This window comes from Luteococcus sediminum, from assembly GCF_054783495.1.
Genome location: NZ_BAAGQL010000049.1, coordinates 52,913 through 69,114 on the forward strand (window position 1 = coordinate 52,913; position 16,202 = coordinate 69,114).

The 16,202-nt window shown below is 67.0% G+C and carries 11 protein-coding genes and 1 pseudogene; 3 read left to right on the forward strand and 9 right to left on the reverse strand.

The annotated features are described in order from the left end of the window. On the forward strand, positions 1-1,185 hold the full coding sequence (locus tag ACYVKA_RS15330) for a dihydroorotate dehydrogenase-like protein (protein WP_460706743.1): 1,185 nt from the start codon (positions 1-3) through the stop codon (positions 1,183-1,185). Between the two features lie 318 nt (positions 1,186-1,503). Here the strand turns inward: ACYVKA_RS15330 and ACYVKA_RS15335 are convergent, their stop codons facing one another. The 3 genes from ACYVKA_RS15335 to ACYVKA_RS15345 all read right to left on the reverse strand — a co-directional run bounded on the left by ACYVKA_RS15335 (position 1,504) and on the right by ACYVKA_RS15345 (position 4,433). Beyond that, complete coding sequence (locus ACYVKA_RS15335; protein ID WP_394276116.1) at positions 1,504-3,699, reverse strand: heavy metal translocating P-type ATPase; 2,196 nt, start codon at positions 3,697-3,699, stop codon at positions 1,504-1,506. A 184-nt stretch (positions 3,700-3,883) separates the two neighbouring features. Next, positions 3,884-4,093, reverse strand: coding sequence for a heavy-metal-associated domain-containing protein (locus tag ACYVKA_RS15340; protein ID WP_394276114.1), 210 nt, complete (start codon positions 4,091-4,093; stop codon positions 3,884-3,886). 43 nt (positions 4,094-4,136) lie between these two features. Beyond that, entirely contained in the window at positions 4,137-4,433 is a 297-nt protein-coding gene (locus ACYVKA_RS15345; RefSeq protein ID WP_394276113.1) for a metal-sensitive transcriptional regulator, read from the reverse strand. A gap of 474 nt (positions 4,434-4,907) precedes the next feature. Between ACYVKA_RS15345 and ACYVKA_RS15350 the strand changes: the two genes are divergently transcribed. Then, positions 4,908-7,949 (forward strand): replicative DNA helicase, encoded by a 3,042-nt coding sequence (locus ACYVKA_RS15350; protein ID WP_460706745.1) that lies wholly within the window; start codon positions 4,908-4,910, stop codon positions 7,947-7,949. 298 nt (positions 7,950-8,247) lie between these two features. After that, a pseudogene (locus ACYVKA_RS15355) lies at positions 8,248-8,832 on the forward strand (IS630 family transposase); the annotation flags it as partial. Between the two features lie 119 nt (positions 8,833-8,951). Here ACYVKA_RS15355 and ACYVKA_RS15360 read toward each other — a convergent pair. The 6 genes from ACYVKA_RS15360 to ACYVKA_RS15385 all read right to left on the reverse strand — a co-directional run bounded on the left by ACYVKA_RS15360 (position 8,952) and on the right by ACYVKA_RS15385 (position 15,925). Next, a complete protein-coding gene (locus ACYVKA_RS15360; protein WP_460706747.1) occupies positions 8,952-11,288 on the reverse strand; it encodes a copper-transporting P-type ATPase in 2,337 nt (778 codons plus the stop codon). Positions 11,289-11,356: 68 nt separating this feature from the next. Next, positions 11,357-11,662, reverse strand: a complete 306-nt coding sequence (locus ACYVKA_RS15365; RefSeq protein WP_460706749.1) for a hypothetical protein — start codon at positions 11,660-11,662, stop codon at positions 11,357-11,359. 175 nt (positions 11,663-11,837) lie between these two features. Beyond that, positions 11,838-13,316, reverse strand: coding sequence for a multicopper oxidase family protein (locus ACYVKA_RS15370; protein WP_460706751.1), 1,479 nt, complete (start codon positions 13,314-13,316; stop codon positions 11,838-11,840). Positions 13,317-13,351: 35 nt separating this feature from the next. Beyond that, positions 13,352-14,437, reverse strand: a complete 1,086-nt coding sequence (locus tag ACYVKA_RS15375; protein WP_460706753.1) for a sensor histidine kinase — start codon at positions 14,435-14,437, stop codon at positions 13,352-13,354. 53 nt (positions 14,438-14,490) lie between these two features. Next, positions 14,491-15,186 (reverse strand): response regulator, encoded by a 696-nt coding sequence (locus tag ACYVKA_RS15380; protein WP_460706755.1) that lies wholly within the window; start codon positions 15,184-15,186, stop codon positions 14,491-14,493. Positions 15,187-15,217: 31 nt separating this feature from the next. After that, positions 15,218-15,925, reverse strand: coding sequence for a DUF6803 family protein (locus ACYVKA_RS15385; protein WP_027586302.1), 708 nt, complete (start codon positions 15,923-15,925; stop codon positions 15,218-15,220). Positions 15,926-16,202: the final 277 nt, after the last annotated feature.

The window sequence follows — 16,202 nt, forward strand, 5'->3', positions numbered from 1 at the left end:
ATGCCCCAGAACCAGTCCCCGCAGATGAGTGAGGCGCTGCGGGCCGCCATGGCCTCGGCCGCCGCGAAATCGGCTGCCGGCTCCAATGCCACCGACCTGCTGCGCCCCGGCATCGTGCCGATCCAGGAACAGGGATCGGGCTCGGTCGTCGAGCCGGACCCCGCCGACCGGCACTCCGACGTCGACCTGACCACCCGCTACCTGGGACTGGAGCTCTCCAGCCCGGTGGTGGCCTCGGCCGGCCCTCTCTCGCAGAGTGTGGAGGGCATGCAGGCGCTGGCCGAGGCCGGGGTGGGTGCCGTGGTGATGTACTCGCTGTTCGAGGAGCAGCTGCGCCACGAGGCCGCCCGCCAGGAGGCCATCCAGGAGCTGCACGAGGAGAGCTTCTCGGAGGCGATGAGCTACTTCCCCACGCAGGCGTCCAACACCGGTGGCATCACCAGCCGCTACCTGGAGCTGCTGGAGAAGGGCGCGAACGCGCTGGACGTGCCGCTGATCGCCTCGGTGAACGGCGCCACGCACGGCGGCTGGACCGGGGTGGCGCGCCGGATGCAGGATGCGGGCGCTGCCGCGATCGAACTGAACATCTACCTGGTGCCCGGTGAGGTCTCGGTCTCGGGCAGCGAGATCGAGGACCGTCACCTGGAGATCCTGCAGGCGGTCAAGGACGTCGTCGACGTGCCGGTGGCGGTGAAGCTGTCACCCTATTTCAGCTCCTTCGGCCACACCGCGGTGCGCCTCAGCGAGGCGGGGGCGGACGGCCTGGTGCTGTTCAACCGCTTCCTGCAGCCCGAGGTGGACATCGAGAGCCTCGAGGTGGTGCCGGGGGTGGAGCTGTCCTCGCCGTCGGAGGCACGCCTGCCTCGCACCTGGATCGCCGCACTGCGCGGACGGGTGACCTCCTCGCTGGCCGCCACCACCGGTGTGGAGACCAGCGACGACGTGGTGAAGTACCTGCTGGCTGGCGCCGACGTGGTGATGACCACCTCGGCCCTGGTACGCCACGGCGCCGGCTACGCCCGGGAGCTGAACCGTGGCCTGGCGGCCTGGCTGGACCGCAAGCAGATGACGCTGGAGCAGGCCCGCGGCCTGCTGGCCGTTCCGACCGATGTCCCGGCCGACGCCTATGAGCGTGCAGGCTATGTGGCGGCGCTGGAGCGGGCCAAGGCGGTCTACGGCCGGTGAGGCTCCGGCGCCCCGCCCGGACGAGCACGTGACGAGGGCCGCAGCTCCAGTGGAGCTGCGGCCCTCGTGCTGTGCTCGGCTAGCCCCCGGCCAACCCGGGACGCCCAAAGGCCGGAAGCCGAGCGCCCGAGGCGCCGACTTCCGGCCTTGTCCCGGAGGCTCGCCACTCCCCCGAGTAATTTCGAGGCTCCGCTGAATCCATCGTGTCACCCATTGCCTCAGCCACCTGCCAGGAATGGGTGATTGTCCGGGTGACGCGGGCCGACGGGCAGGTGAGGGTAGTTGACTTGTCCACCATACCGGGGGGGTGAGAGTTCGTCAGTGGACCGCCAGAGGCCGGAAGGCACGTAGCCGCAGGCTGTTGAGCACCACGAAGACAGAACTGAAGGCCATCGCGACACCGGCGAACATCGGATTCATGTAACCCGCTGCGGCGAAGGGGATCGCCACCACGTTGTAGAAGAAGGCCCAGAACAGGTTCGACTTGATCGTCGCCAGGGTCTTGCGGCTCAGGCGGATCGAGTCGACGGCGAGCATCAGGTCGGAGCGCATCAGCGTGATGTCGCTCGCGGCGATCGCCGCATCCGTGCCCGAGCCCATCGCAATGCCCAGGTCTGCCCGGGTGAGGGCCGCGGCGTCGTTCACACCGTCACCCACCATGGCCACCTGGTCATTGGCCGAGCCGCCGCCCTGCTGCGCCTGTTCCACAACGCGTACCTTGTCGGCGGGCAGCACCCCGGCATGCACCTCGTCGATGTCCAGGCCGTCGGCCATGGCATGGGCCGCGCGCTCGTTGTCGCCGGTGAGCATGACGGTGCGAAGTCCCATCTTCTTCAGCTCCGAGATGGCCCGCTTGCTGGTGGGCTTGATCGTGTCGCTGACGGCGATGGCGCCGCGGGCCCTGCCGTCCCAGGCCACCAGGATGACGGTGCGGCCGAGCTCAGATCCGGCCTCGAAGGCGCTGTCCAGCTCGCTCGGCAGCTCGATGCCATTGGCCTCCATCAGGGCGTGGTTGCCGGCCAGGGTGAGGTGCCCGTCGACGACGGCCTGCACGCCGCGCCCGGGCTGGTTGGTGAACTCCTCGACCGCGGGGGCGGGTCCCGACGTCTGGTTGCTGGCGTGGCGGTGGATGGCCTGGGCAATCGGGTGCTCGGAGTGGCCCTCGATGGCACCGGCGATGCGCACCAGCTCGTCGCGGTCGGTCCCGGGGGCGGCGGTGACTTCCGCCACGTTCATCTCGCCGGAGGTGATGGTGCCAGTCTTGTCCATGATGACGGTGCCGACCCGGCGGGCGCTCTCCAGCGTCTGCGGGCCGCGGATCACGATGCCCAGCTGGGCGCCGCGTCCGGTGCCGGCCAGCAGGGCCACCGGGGTGGCCAGGCCCAGCGCGCAGGGGCAGGCGATGATCAGCACGGCGACGGCGGTGGTGAAGGCGAAGGCGATGCCGGTCTTCATCACCAGGAAGTAGCCGATGAAGCAGGCCAGGGCGATCACCAGGACGATCGGGACGAAGATGCCCGAGATCTTGTCGGCCAGGCGCTGTGCCTGGGCCTTGCCGGTCTGTGCTTCCTCCACCAGGCGGCTGACCTGGGCCAGCTGGGTGTCGCGGCCCACGGCGGTGGCCCGCACCAGCAGGCGGCCGTCGGTGTTCATGGTGGCACCGATGACCGCGTCGTCGACGCCCACCTCGACGGGCACCGACTCGCCGGTGATCATGGAATTGTCCACGCTGCTGGCGCCCTCGACGACGACGCCGTCGGTGGCCACCTTCTCGCCTGGGCGCACGACGAAGACGTCACCCTCGGCGAGCAGCTCGATCGGTTCGAGCACTTCCTTGCCGTCGCGCAGCACGCGGACGTCCTTGGCCCCCATCTCCAGCAGGGAGCGCAGGGCGGCGCCGGCCTCCTGGCGGCTACGGGCCTCGATCCAGCGGCCCAGCAGCAGGAAGCTGATGATGACCACGGCGCTCTCGAAGTAGATGTTGCCGGCCGGCGACTGGTGGCCCAGGTGCAGCTCGAAGTCGTGCTTGTAGGGGATGTAACCGGCGTAGCTGAAGAAGAGCGAGTAGACGCTGTAGAAGTAGGAGGCCAACGTTCCCAGGCTCACCAGGGTGTCCATGGTGGCGGTGCCGTGGCGGGCGTTGACGAAGGCGGCCTTGTGGAAGGGCCAGCCGCACCAGAAGACCACGGGGGTGGCGAGGACCCAGCTGAACCACTGCCAGCCGGCCACCTGCATCGGCGGGACCATCGCCATCAGCACGACGGGGACGGACCAGATGAAGGAGCGGATCATGCGCAGCTTCAGGTCTCGGGCGTGGTCGACCGGTGGGGCGTCCGGAACCGGCACCGAGGCGCCGTAGCCGGCCTTCTCCACCACCGTGATCAGTTCCGGGACGGTGACCTCGGGCGGGGCCAGCAGGTGCACCTTCTCGGTGGCGTAGTTGACATTGGCGCGCACGCCGTCGACCCTGTTGAGCTTCTTCTCGATGCGCGCGGCGCAGGAGGCGCAGGTCATGCCCTGCAGGTCGAGCTCGATGGACTGGCGCTGGTCGGTGGTGCGTTCGTCGGTGGATACCTGGGCGGAGGTGGTCACTGTGGTGCTTCCTCGGAGGGTGGGTGGTGTCCGGCGCGCCGGAGTTTGGGATGGCGGGGCGCCGGACACCTGCGGGCCACCCGGGGGTGGCGGGGTGTGCGGCGGATCAGGCCTTGGCGACGGTGTAGTCGCCCGCCTCGGCGACGGCCTCGGTGATCTTGGCGAAGTCGACCTCGGAGTCGCTGGTGACGGCCATGGTGCCGCCGTCGAGCTTCACGTCGACGGACTGGACGCCGTCGAGGGCGCCGACCTCCTCGGTGACGTGGTTGACGCAGTGCTCGCAGGTCATGCCGGAGACGGTGTAGTTGGTGATCATGGTGTGCTCCTGTGGTTGGTGTCCGGGTGCGGACTGACCGGGGTCAGCTGCGGACCAGACGGGCGATCGCCTGGCTGGCCTCGTGGATCTTCTCGTCGGCCACGGCCCCACCTTCTTCGGCGGCGTGCCGCACGCAGTGGTTGAGGTGCTCGTCGAGCAGGCCGAGCGCGACGGATTCGAGCGCGCTGGTCATGGCCGAGATCTGGGTGAGGATGTCGATGCAGTACTTCTCCTCGTCGACCATCTTCTGCAGGCCACGCGCCTGCCCCTCGATGCGCTTGAGGCGCTTGAGGTAGGCATCCTTGTTGCCGATGTAGCCGTGGCCCTGCGAGTGATCCATGACACTAACTGTACCCCCCATGGGTATCGAGGCAAGTCGGGGAGTACCAAAGGATCGCGTCCAGGCGTTGTCCCCAGCCGGGGCCTGAGGATCTTCCTCCATCCACACACCCCTGTGGACAACTCCTGTGGACAACGTGGATGGGCCGTGGAAGGTGCACACCTCAGCTGGGAGTGCAAATGCCCTTGTTCACCTCAGTTGACCTTCGGAATTTGTCGATTCATGGCAAAAATCGCCATACCAGCTAGCCAACTGGTCTTATGTCGGGCGTCTGATCGAATCCGATTTCGTTCACCATCCGTTCTCCACAGGTGCACACTGTGCGTCCACACCTGTCCCCAGCCTGTCCACATGGGCTGTGGACAACTCGGTGGATGACCCACTTTGAGGGGCGCTGTCCACAGGGCTAGGTTGGGGGCGGCAGAAGTGTCGGCGCCGTCCGCCACACTGGTGGGACACGGACCAGGAGGCAGGATGAGCGAGCAGTACGACGGGCCGCGCAATGAGGGTGCGGGCGGCATCGACCGCACCCCGCCTCAGGACGTGGCCGCCGAGCAGAGCGTCCTGGGCGCCATGCTGATGAGCAAGGACGCCATCGCCGACGTCGTCGAGGTGCTCAAGGGACGTGACTTCTACCGGCCCGCGCACGAACTCATCTACGACGCCATCCTCGACCTGTACGGGCGCGGTGAGCCGGCCGACCCCGTGACGGTGGCCGACGAGCTGGGCAAGCGCGGCGAGATCCAGCGCGTGGGCGGCCACGTCTATCTGGCCGACCTGCTGGCGAGCGTGTCGATTGCCGCCAATGCCGGCTACTACGCCGAGATCGTGCGCGACAAGGCCGTCCTGCGACGCCTGGTGGAGGCCTCCATCAAGATCGCCCAGATGGGCTACCAGGGCCAGGGCGACGTCACCGACATCGTCGATGCGGCCCAGCAGACCATCTACGAGGTGAGCGAGGGCAAGACCAGCGACGACTACAAGCCGCTGAGCGTCCTGATCGAGCCGGCGATCGACGAGATCGAATCCATCGCCAACCGTGGCGGCGAGATGAGCGGCGTGCCCACCGGCTTCGCCGAGCTCGACGACCTCACCAACGGCCTCCACGCCGGGCAGATGATCATCATTGCCGCCAGGCCTGCCGTGGGCAAGGCACTGGCGCTGGACACCAAGCTGCCAACGCCCACCGGGTGGACCACGATGGGCGAGGTGCAGGTCGGCGACGAATTGCTCACCGCCGACGGCCGGCCCACTCGAGTGGTTGCCGCCACGGAGGTGATGGAGGACCGCCCCTGCTATCGGCTCACCTTCAGCGACGGCACCGAGATCGTCGCCGATGCCCAGCACGAATGGCCCCTGGTTGCAGGGGGTTCGTGCCTGACCAGCGAACTGGCTGATCAGTCCCCGCTCGGCATGTCGAAGGTCGGCACCCTGAACAAGTCCTTCACGGTGTCACAGGTCGTGGCCGTGAATTCCGTCCCTGTCCGCTGCGTGCAGATCGACGATCCCTCGCACCTGTACCTGGCGTCCGAGTCGATGGTCCCCACCCACAACTCCACCCTGGCTCTGGACTTCGCCCGCGCGGCGGCCATCAAGCACAAGCTGACCACGGCCTTCTTCTCCCTCGAGATGAGCCAGACCGAGATCGTCATGCGCCTGCTCTCGGCCGAGGCCCAGGTGCCGCTGAACCACATTCGTGGCGGCAAGATGACCGAGGAGGACTGGGCGCGCGTGGTGCGCAAGACGCCGATGGTCTCCGAGGCGCCCTTCTTCATCGACGACTCCCCCAACCTGACCATGATGGAGATCCGCGCCAAGGCCCGACGGCTCAAGCAGCGCCACGACCTCAAGCTGGTGATCATCGACTACATGCAGCTGATGAGCTCCGGCAAGAAGGTCGAGAGCCGCCAGCTCGAGGTCAGCGAGTTCAGCCGCCAGATCAAGCTGCTCGCCAAGGAGCTCGAGATCCCCGTGATCGCGCTCTCCCAGCTCAACCGTGGTCCCGAGCAGCGCACCGACAAGAAGCCGATGCTCTCCGACCTTCGCGAGTCCGGTTGTCTGACGGCCAGCACGCGCGTCCTCAGGGCAGACACGGGTGCCGAGATCACCATGGGGGAGCTCTTGGAGTCGGGCAGCACCGACATTCCCGTGTGGTCCATGGACGAGAAGCAGCAGCTTGTGCCGGCGACAATGACGCACGCCTTCCCCAGCGGGACCAAGCCGGTCCACCGGATGACGATGACCTCCGGTCGCACGATCGAGGCCACAGCGAACCACCCCTTCCTCACCTGGGGTGGCTGGATGCCTCTGGGGGAGCTGGCCGTGGGCACCCGTCTGGCAACTCCGCGCAGCAACCCCGAGCCGCTGTCCCCGCAGCACATGGATGAGGACGAGATTGTCCTGTTGGCTCATCTCCTGGGCGACGGACCCTTCGTCGGGCGACAGCCGATCCGCTATGCCTCCATCGACGAAGAGAACTTGAAGGCCGTTGGGGATGCGGCGTCTCGACGATTCGGGATCACCCCGGTGCGCGACGAGTACGCGGCAGCTCGCGTCACGACCCTCCGCCTGCCGGCGCCCTACCGCCTCACTCACGGGCGCCGCAATCCCATCGCCGCCTGGCTGGACGGTCTCGGCCTGTTTGGACTGCGAAGCCACGAGAAGTTCGTGCCGCCGTGTGTCTTCCAAGCACCCACCGAGCAGGTTCGCCTGTTCCTGCGGCACATCTGGGCAACGGATGGATCAGTTCGCTGGGACGCGACAGCGGGGCAAGGACGCATCTACTACGCCAGCACCAGTCGACGCCTGGTGGACGATTTGGCCCGTCTCCTCCTCCGTGTGGGAATCGTCGCGTGGATCAAGGTGGTGCGAAAGGCCAGCTGCCGGGATGACCACCACCTGATCATCAATGGCGCCGAACAGCAACGCGGCTTCTGTGAACTGATCGGGGTCCATGGGACACGTGGTGCGCACGCAGCCAAGGTCCTCGAAGAGCTGCGGAATGTGAAGCCCAACACCAATCTCGACACCATCCCGGTGGAGGTGTGGCAGCACGTCCGTGGTGAACTCGCCCTAGCAGGGATGACGCATCGCCATTTCGCGGCAGCGATGGGGACACAGTTCTGCGGTTCGACGCAGTGGAAACATGCCCCAGGCCGAGCCCGTCCGGCGCGGGTCGCCGCTGTCCTGGAGGACGCGACCCTCGCCGCGCACGCCGCCAGCGATGTCTACTGGGACCAGATCGCCTCCATCGAACCCATCGGTGAGGCGCCGGTCTATGACGCCACCGTCCTGGGCACCCACAACTTCATCGCCGACGGCATCGTCGTCCACAACAGTCTTGAGCAGGATGCGGACATGGTGATCCTTCTGCACCGCGATGACGTGTATGACAAGGAATCCAGCCGTGCCGGCGAGGCGGACCTGATCGTCGCCAAGCACCGAAATGGCCGCACCGACACCGTCGTGACCGCCTTCCAGGGCCACTACTCGCGCTTCGTGGACATGCAGCACTGAGCCGTCGATGTCTGTCGAGATTGTCGAGATGCAGGGAAGATTGCACACCGCCTCAAATTTGTTTCATATGAGAAACCTTAGAAACTGACCATTGGTTATTGCCCCTCTCTCCCACCACCAGGAGGCCCGCGATGGCGCCGACATGTCCCAGAGTTCCCGCAGAAACGCTGCCCCTGCCCCCGGCGCCGTGGGTGTGCCGCATCAAGACCACGAACTTCCGATCGAACTCAACGGCTGAGCTCCAACTAGTGCGGCGTGTCGTTAGTTCTTGAATGACTGGTGTTTGGGAGAATGGGTCATGGCCAATTCTCCTGCCCCGCCGTTGGGTCTGCGTGAAGGTGATCGTGCGCGGTTGGAGTCGTTGACGCGGTCGCGAACGGCGCAGGCGGGTGCGGTGATGCGGGCCAGGATCGTGCTGGCGGCCGCGGACGGCGTGGCGAATGAGCGGATCGCTGAGCAGCTGCAGGTGTCGAAGAACACGGTGCTGGCCTGGCGCAGGCGCTACGCCGAGCGGGGCATGGCCGGCCTGGCCGATGCGCCGCGCTCTGGTCGGCCGCGTCGGCTGGACCACCGAGCGATCGTGGCCACCACATTGATGCCGCCGCCCAACAAGTACGGCGTGACGCACTGGTCGAGCCGACTGCTGGCCGCCCATCTCGGCGTGGGCAACGCGACCATCGCACGAGCGTGGCGCGAGTACGGGGTACAGCCGTGGCGCAGCGGCACGTTCACGTTCTCCACCGACCCCGAGCTGGTCGCCAAGGTCACCGACGTCGTCGGGCTCTATCTGGCGCCGCCGGAGGATGCCGTGGTGTTGTGCGTGGATGAGAAGTCCCAGATCCAAGCCCTCGATCGCACCCAGAAGACGTTGCCGATGCAGCCCACCCAGATTGGCTATGTCAACTTCATTTGGCCCCGGGTTGTCGGTCTGGCTGGGCCCCGGTTGGGTGCGAGAAGCCAACCCAGAGTGAACTCCGGGCAGCTTATGGGGGGCAGTTCATGTCAGTGGTGTCGGCGCAGGCGCAGGGAGTTGGTGATGACGCTCACCGAACTGAGGGCCATGGCGGCTGCGGCGATCATCGGGGACAACAGCCAGCCGAAGGCGGGGTAGAGCACTCCCGCGGCGATCGGAATGCCGATGACGTTGTAGATGAATGCGAACAGCAGGTTCTGCTTGATGTTGCGCATAGTGTCGACGGACAGGTCGCGGGCCTTGACCAGGGCTGCGAGGTCGCCGCCGAGGAGGGTCACGTCTGCGCTCTCGATGGCGACGTCGGTCCCGGTGCCCATGGCGACGCCAACGTCCGCCCCGGCCAGGGCAGGGGCGTCGTTGACGCCGTCACCGGCCATCGCGACCGTGTGACCTTGCTCCTGGAACCGCTGGACGTGCCCATGCTTCTGATCCGGAAGCACGTCCGCGATCACCTCGTCGATGTGGAGCTCGTCGGCGATGGCGTGGGCGGTGGTGGCGTTGTCCCCGGTCAGCATCACGATCCGCATGCCACGGTGACGTAGGTCGTCGATGGCCTGGGCGGTGGTGGGCTTGAGTGGGTCGGCGATGGCCAGGATGCTTGCAGGCTGACCATCGACAGTCACGATGACGGCAGTGGCTCCTTGGCGACGGAAGGCGTCGATGTCGTCGGTCAGGGGGGTCGTGTCGGCATGCTGGGTCGTGAGGAAGGCAGGGCTGCCGACCATGACCTGGTGACCGTCGACCAATGCTTCGACGCCGCCACCCGGGCGGGCGGTGAATGCAGTGGCGGTCGGTACGGTGACGTCGCGTTCTCGCGCCGCGTCGACGATCGCGCGGGCCAAGGGATGTTCGGACCCGGACTCGACAGCGGCCGCCATGGCCAGCACGATCTCGGCGTGGTGGCCGGCGACGACCTTCTGGTCGACGAGGCTGGGATGGCCCTGGGTCAGGGTCCCGGTCTTGTCGACCACCAGGGTGTCGATCTTCTGCAGTCGTTCGAGTGCTTCGGCGTTCTTGACCAGGACGCCATCGCGGGCTCCGCGACCAACCCCGACCATGATGGACATGGGTGTGGCAAGGCCAAGCGCGCAAGGGCAGGCGATGATGAGCACGGACACTGCAGCAACGATCGCGAACGGTAGCCGGGGCTGTGGCCCGACCGTGGCCCAGACGGCGAAGGTGATCAGTGCGATGCCGATCACGACCGGCACGAACACAGCGGAGATCTTGTCGACGAGCCCTTGGATGGGGGCTTGGGAACGTTGCGCCTGGGACACGAGGTCGACGATGCGGGCCAGGGTCGAGTCGGCGCCCAGGCCGGTGGCCTCGATGACCAGGCTGCCGCCGCTGGTGATGGTGCCGCCGATCACACGGTCGCCGGGGTTCTTGTCAACAGGTACCGGCTCGCCGGTGATCATGGATTCGTCGACGTAGGCGTGGCCGTCGACCACGATGCCGTCTGCTGGGATCTTCTCACCGGGGCGGACCCGGCAATGGTCGCCGACCTGCAGGTCCGCGGATGGCACTTCCTCTTCTTCTCCGTCGGGGTTGATGCGGTGCGCGGTGGCTGGCGACAGGTCCAGCAGGGCGCGGATGGCACCCGAGGTCTGGTCGCGTGCCCGCAGTTCGAGTACCTGCCCCAGCAGCACCAGGGTGATGATCACGGCGGCGGCCTCGAAGTAGACGCCGACCCGGCCACCGTCATCACGCATGATGGCCGGAAAGATCCCCGGGGCCAGGACGGCGACCACACTGTAGAACCACGCGGCACCCACACCGAGGCTGACGAGGGTGAACATGTTGAGGTGCCGGCTGGCCACTGATCGGGCGCCACGTGCGAAGAATGGCCACCCGGCCCACCACACCACGGGGGTGGACAGCGCGAGTTCGACCCAGGGCACCCACGCCCCGACGGCCAGGGCCGGGACCATCGCCAGCACCACCAGGGGCAGGCTGAGCACGGCTGCCACGCGGAGACGGCGGCGCATGTCTGCCAGCTCTGGGTTGGGTCCGTCGTGGACGCCCACCGAGACCGGTTCGAGCGCCATGCCACAGATCGGGCACTCGCCCGGCCCATCCTGCCGGATCTCGGGGTGCATGGGGCAGGTCCATCCGCCATCGCGTGGGCCGGTGTCGGCCTGTGATGGCGGGGCGCTTTGCCCGCCGTGCTCTTGGTGGGCAGCAGTCTGCCCGGGGTGGGTGTGCTGGTGTGCTGCTGGCGCGGGGGGCTGTCCGTCCGGTTGGAGGAACATGCCGCACTTGGGGCAGCGGCCAGGGTGGTCACTGGTGACCTCGGGGTGCATGGGGCAGGTGAAGGAGTCCCCTTCAGCCGTGATGGGCTCGTCGGGTGGGGTAGGGCTGGTCATGGTCTTCCTCGTCCGTTGAGTGGTGGTGCTCTGTGGTGCTGGTGGGCGCGTGGTGCGAGGTTCTTGGCTCAGTGGTGATCGGCCCCGTGGTTCATCATCCGCATCATGAGCCACATCATCACTACGCAGCCGAGGGCGGGGATGACGGCGGCCATGACGCCGCCTGCGGCGAGGCTGGCACGACCTGTCCACAGGTATCCGGCCACGATGAGCAGCATCGGGGCACACATCAGCAGGTGCATCCAGTGGTGGCTCTTGCCGTGGCCTGTCATCTTCGGGTCGTGCCGGTGCTGCACGGGCTCGAGTACCGGGTAGGCGGCGGGGCGGGGAGCGTCGCTGTCACTGCGGTTGAGCTGGGTGGGGCTTGTGTACATGGTGGTCTCCTTCGTCGTGTGTGGCTGGCTGCCGTCACCATCCAGACTGTCGAGCGTCCATGAAGCTGGACCGGGGCAAATGATGAAGGTTTGACCAAGACGTCGGAGGCATGTGCGGGCATGCGGCGGTGCGGTTCCCGGGGTGACGCGGGAACCGCATCGGCGTGGGCTGGGGTCAGTAGCGCAGGCTGGTCATCATGCCAATCTCGGCGTGGTAGATGTTGTGGCAGTGCAGCATCCAGGCTCCCGGGTTGTCGGCCTGCAGGTCGGCCTCGATGGTCTGCATGGGCAGCAGCAGCACGGTGTCCTTGCGCAGTCCGTTGCTGCCCGGCAGGGACCAAGTGTGGCCGTGGATGTGCATCGGGTGGGCCATCATCGTCATGTTCGTCATCCGCATCCGGACCCGCTGCCCCGGGCTGATGGACAGGGGTGTGTCCTCACCGAACTTCTTGCCGTTGATGCCCCAGGCGTAGGGCTTCATCTGGCCGTTGAGCTGGACCTCGAGGGTCTGCTCCGGTTCCTTGTCGGGCAGCTTGGCTGCGTCGGCGGCGCGCAGGGCGGTGCCCAGGGCAGCCTTTCCTCCGAGTTCGGGGATTCGGGTGGTGGCCGGCGGAATGCTTCCGGCACCGGTCTTGACGATGGCGCGGGCGGGAGTACCGGTCTTGCCCTCGGGGGCGGCCTGCAGCACGAAGACGCCGTCGCCGACGGTGACGGTGGCGTCGATCCTTTCTCCCATGGCGAGGTAGATGGCCGTCGCCTCGACCGGCTGCACGGCGAAACCGTCGGCGTGGGTGATGGTGAGTCGGTGCCCGGACAGGCCGACCTTGAAGATCGTGTCGGCTCCGGCATTGATGAGCCGTAGCCGGACCTTGTCCCCGGGGCGTGCCGTGAGGGTGCGCGGTGCGGCCGGGATCCGGCCGTTGACGACGTAGTGCGGGTAGCTCACGTCTCCGGCATCGCCCAAGGGGGAACTGCCGTGGTCCATGCCTCCCATGTCGTGGTTCATTCCTTGGGACAGGGGGCCGCTGTTGGCCTTGAAGTCGGCGAAGATCGCATCCGGTGACTTGCCAACCCCATCGGTCCAGTCATCCAGGACCAGGACCCATTCCGCGTCGTGGTCGCCCGGATCGCGTGGGTCGTCCAGCACGAGGGGAGCGTACAGCCCCCGGTCGATCTGGACTCCGCTGTGGGGATGGAAGAAGTAGGTTCCGGCATGGGGTGCGACGAACTCGTAGGTGAAGGCACTCTTGACGGCGATGGGGTCCTGAGTGACACCAGGCACACCGTCGGAGGCGTTGCGCAGGGCAATGCCGTGCCAGTGCACCGAGGTGGCTGTGGGGAGCTGGTTGTCGACCGTGACCCGGAACAGGTCGCCCGCCTTGCCGCGCAGGACGTTCCCGTCGAGTTCGTCGGTGTAGGCCCAGGTCTTGGCCAGGACACCGCCCAGGTCCAAGGTGACAGGGCGCGGGGTCAGGGTGTGGGTGACGGTCGTCGCCCCGGCCGGGGTGGCGAGTGGTGTCTGGGTCGGGATGGCCCATGTGGCCGGGGTGGTGCTGGCCGGGGAGGGCTGCTTGGCGCCGCATGCAGCCAGGGCGCTGGTGGATGCCAGGCCGAGGCCGGCGAGCAAGGCCTGTCGGCGAGTGATCGTGTTCATGCCCACGACTCTTCCCGCCCCGCATTGTGACCGGGTCAGGGAAGTGTGGAGATTCGATCAAGACTTCGTGGCAGCACCAGGGTGAACGACGCACCGCAGCCCACCCCCGGACTGGCCGCCAGCACGTCGCCCCCATGTGCCCGGGCGACGGCTCTGGCGATGGTCAGGCCGACTCCGGTTCCGCCGTCGACGTCACGGACCCTGCGTGATCCTTGGTGGAAGAAGCGTTCGAAGACGTGGGGCACCTCACCGGAGGGTATGCCTGCGCCGGTGTCGCTGACCTGGATGGACACCGAGTCCGTGTCAGACCAGCTCGTCACACATACCTCACCCCCGCGTGGCGTGTGCTGGACGGCGTTGCGCAGCAGGTTGTCCAGGACCTGGCCGATGCGTGCAGGGTCGACATCCACCTCCACGGGGCAGTTGCCACGGGTCACCAGCTGGATACCTGCCTCGGCACAGGCTTTCGCACACGAGGTGACCGCCGATTCCACCAGGTCATCGATGCGGGTCAGCCGTAGTTCCAAGGGGATCCGCCCCTCCTCTGCCCTGGAGACCTCGGAGATGTCGGCCGCCAGCGCCGTGATGCGCTCGTTCTGGCGTTGGAGGACCTCAAGGACCTCCGGCCCATACACGGCGACTCCGTCCTGGAGGCTCTCGAGCGTCACCTGCGTCACGGACAGGGGCGTGCGCAGCTCATGGCCAAGATCGGTCAACATGCGTCGTCGGGTGGCCTCCGTGGCCGCGATCTGGGCCGCCATCCGGTTGAACTCATGGGCCACGGATTCGAGTTCGCGCCCCAGTGGCGGCATGCGCACGGGGTCGTCGTAGTTGCCGTGCGCGACCCTCTCAGCCCCCTCGGCCAGGGCATCCAGCCCTCGGATGAGGCTGCGGTTCAGCACCCATGACGTCACCGCCGCGATCATCATCGCGGCGGCAAGCCCCAATCCCAGGGAGGCCGCACCGGCGTCATGGAAGGCACGCTCGGCATGGTCCAGCACCATGGGCTGGGTGTGCCCGGCCTCGGCCATGTGCTTCTTGAACAACGGCGGGCCCATCTCCAGGGCGGTCAGGACCAGCGTGACGCTCATGGTGACCAGGACGGCGAACTGGGTCCACACCAGCCGTCGACCCCACGACAACCCGGGCCACAGCTCTGATGGCCGTCCTCCCATCAGCCTCGGCCCATCCGGTAGCCCACGCCCCGCACAGTCAGCACGTAGCGGGGATCGGCGGCCTCCTCACCCAGCTTCTTGCGAAGGTGTGCCACGTGGACATCGACCAGATGGTCGTCGCCGACCCAGTCCTCGCCCCAGACCATGTCCGTGAGCTGACGCCGGCTCAACACACGTCCGGGATGCGCGGACAGCGCCTTCAGCAGGTCGAACTCGGTGCGTGTCAGGTCCACCGCCACACCATCCATGAAAGCCTCGCGCGAGTCGGGATGCACCACCAGTTCCCCGATCCTGCGGGCGACGGATGCCGAAGCCGTGGATCTCGGGCGACGCAGCATCACCTGGACGCGTGCGACGAGTTCGCGCGGGCTGAAGGGCTTGGTGAGGTAGTCATCCGCGCCCACGGACAACCCGATGAGCATGTCCACCTCGTCAGCTCGCGCGGTCAGCATCACGACGTAGCAGTCGCTGAAGGTGCGCACCTTGCGACAGACCTCCACTCCGTCGAGGCCCGGAAGGCCGAGGTCGAGGATGACGACATCCGGCTGCTCCTCCCGGATCCGCGACACCGCCTCGTTCCCGTCTGCACAGGTGTCTGCGGCCATGCCGGCCCGTTCCAGGTAGTTCTTCACCGTGCCGGCCAGCACCGGTTCGTCGTCGACCACCAGCACCGAAGTGCGCGCCACATCGCTCATGGCTCCACCTCACCACGAGACCCAGCAGGCGTCACCTCGTCGGTTGCGAGGACGGGGACATGTTGTGGTTCATGCTGCCCATGTCGTGGTTCATGCCGGACATGCCACCCATGTCATGGGTCATGACGCTCGACGACGTGTCACCTCCCAGGACTGCCGGATCGACCATCCCGAAGATCATCGCCACGTGGGCCACCACGAGGAAGGCCGCCACCATCGCCACGTGCATCCGCAGACGGTTCTCACTACTGCGGCCCAGGACCCCCGCCTCGAGGAGACTGATCACGAGCATGGGCAGGCCACCGACCAGGTAGCTGAGGACCGCGATGACATCAGCCGGGCCGCGCCATCCCCCATTCATGGTCAAGGGCACCACCGCGTGGACCATCAGGTGCGTCCCGATGAAGACCCACACGGGACCGGCGAGCAGGCCAGCAGCCCGACTGAGCCTCGCCACCCACGGGGCTGCGGGCCGGTCATTGCGGCGCCCCAGCAGCATGACCAGTTCCGTGATCGCCAAGGTCTCGGCCAGGATGACCGGGAGGGCCATGAACAACAGCAGGTTCCACGGTTGCCGCACCGCGAGAAGTTCCATGTAGTGGGTCATCGCCATGCCAGCCATGCCCGAGCCAGCAGTCAGGTCGGGCACGGCCAGGGCCAGCCCGACCGCGGCCACGCTGGCAATTCCCAGGAATGCGAGGGACCCACGAGCCAGGGATGAGGATTCATTCGTCGTCATGCCGCCAAGCCTCCAGGCGGCATGTCGAGCCACGAGCAAGACAGTGTGAAGAAATGATCAAGATCCACCGCGAACACCGGCTGTCACCCACCTCCCCCGTCCGGACCATCGATGCCCCGGACCTGTGCAATACCCGCAGTGGCACAGAAACCCACCAGAAGTCGACCGGCACTCGGTTCGGCCGCCTCTCTGCCGGGGAGCGTCCGATTAACGGTGTAAGTGGCGGTTTCGTTACTGGTGGGTGCTGGCCGCGGGCATGCGGTCAGCGAAGGTGGTG

Excerpts from the sequence above, each read along its gene's own strand:
- ACYVKA_RS15350 (WP_460706745.1), top strand. The coding sequence starts at position 4,908 with ATGAGCGAGCAGTACGACGGGCCGCGCAATGAGGGTGCGGGCGGCATC.
- ACYVKA_RS15385 (WP_027586302.1), bottom strand. The coding sequence starts at position 15,925 with ATGACGACGAATGAATCCTCATCCCTGGCTCGTGGGTCCCTCGCATTC.
- ACYVKA_RS15365 (WP_460706749.1), bottom strand. The coding sequence starts at position 11,662 with ATGTACACAAGCCCCACCCAGCTCAACCGCAGTGACAGCGACGCTCCC.
- ACYVKA_RS15335 (WP_394276116.1), bottom strand. The coding sequence starts at position 3,699 with ATGACCTGCGCCTCCTGCGCCGCGCGCATCGAGAAGAAGCTCAACAGG.
- ACYVKA_RS15360 (WP_460706747.1), bottom strand. The coding sequence starts at position 11,288 with ATGACCAGCCCTACCCCACCCGACGAGCCCATCACGGCTGAAGGGGAC.
- ACYVKA_RS15330 (WP_460706743.1), top strand. The coding sequence starts at position 1 with ATGCCCCAGAACCAGTCCCCGCAGATGAGTGAGGCGCTGCGGGCCGCC.
- ACYVKA_RS15340 (WP_394276114.1), bottom strand. The coding sequence starts at position 4,093 with ATGATCACCAACTACACCGTCTCCGGCATGACCTGCGAGCACTGCGTC.
- ACYVKA_RS15345 (WP_394276113.1), bottom strand. The coding sequence starts at position 4,433 with ATGGATCACTCGCAGGGCCACGGCTACATCGGCAACAAGGATGCCTAC.
- ACYVKA_RS15380 (WP_460706755.1), bottom strand. The coding sequence starts at position 15,186 with ATGAGCGATGTGGCGCGCACTTCGGTGCTGGTGGTCGACGACGAACCG.
- ACYVKA_RS15370 (WP_460706751.1), bottom strand. The coding sequence starts at position 13,316 with ATGAACACGATCACTCGCCGACAGGCCTTGCTCGCCGGCCTCGGCCTG.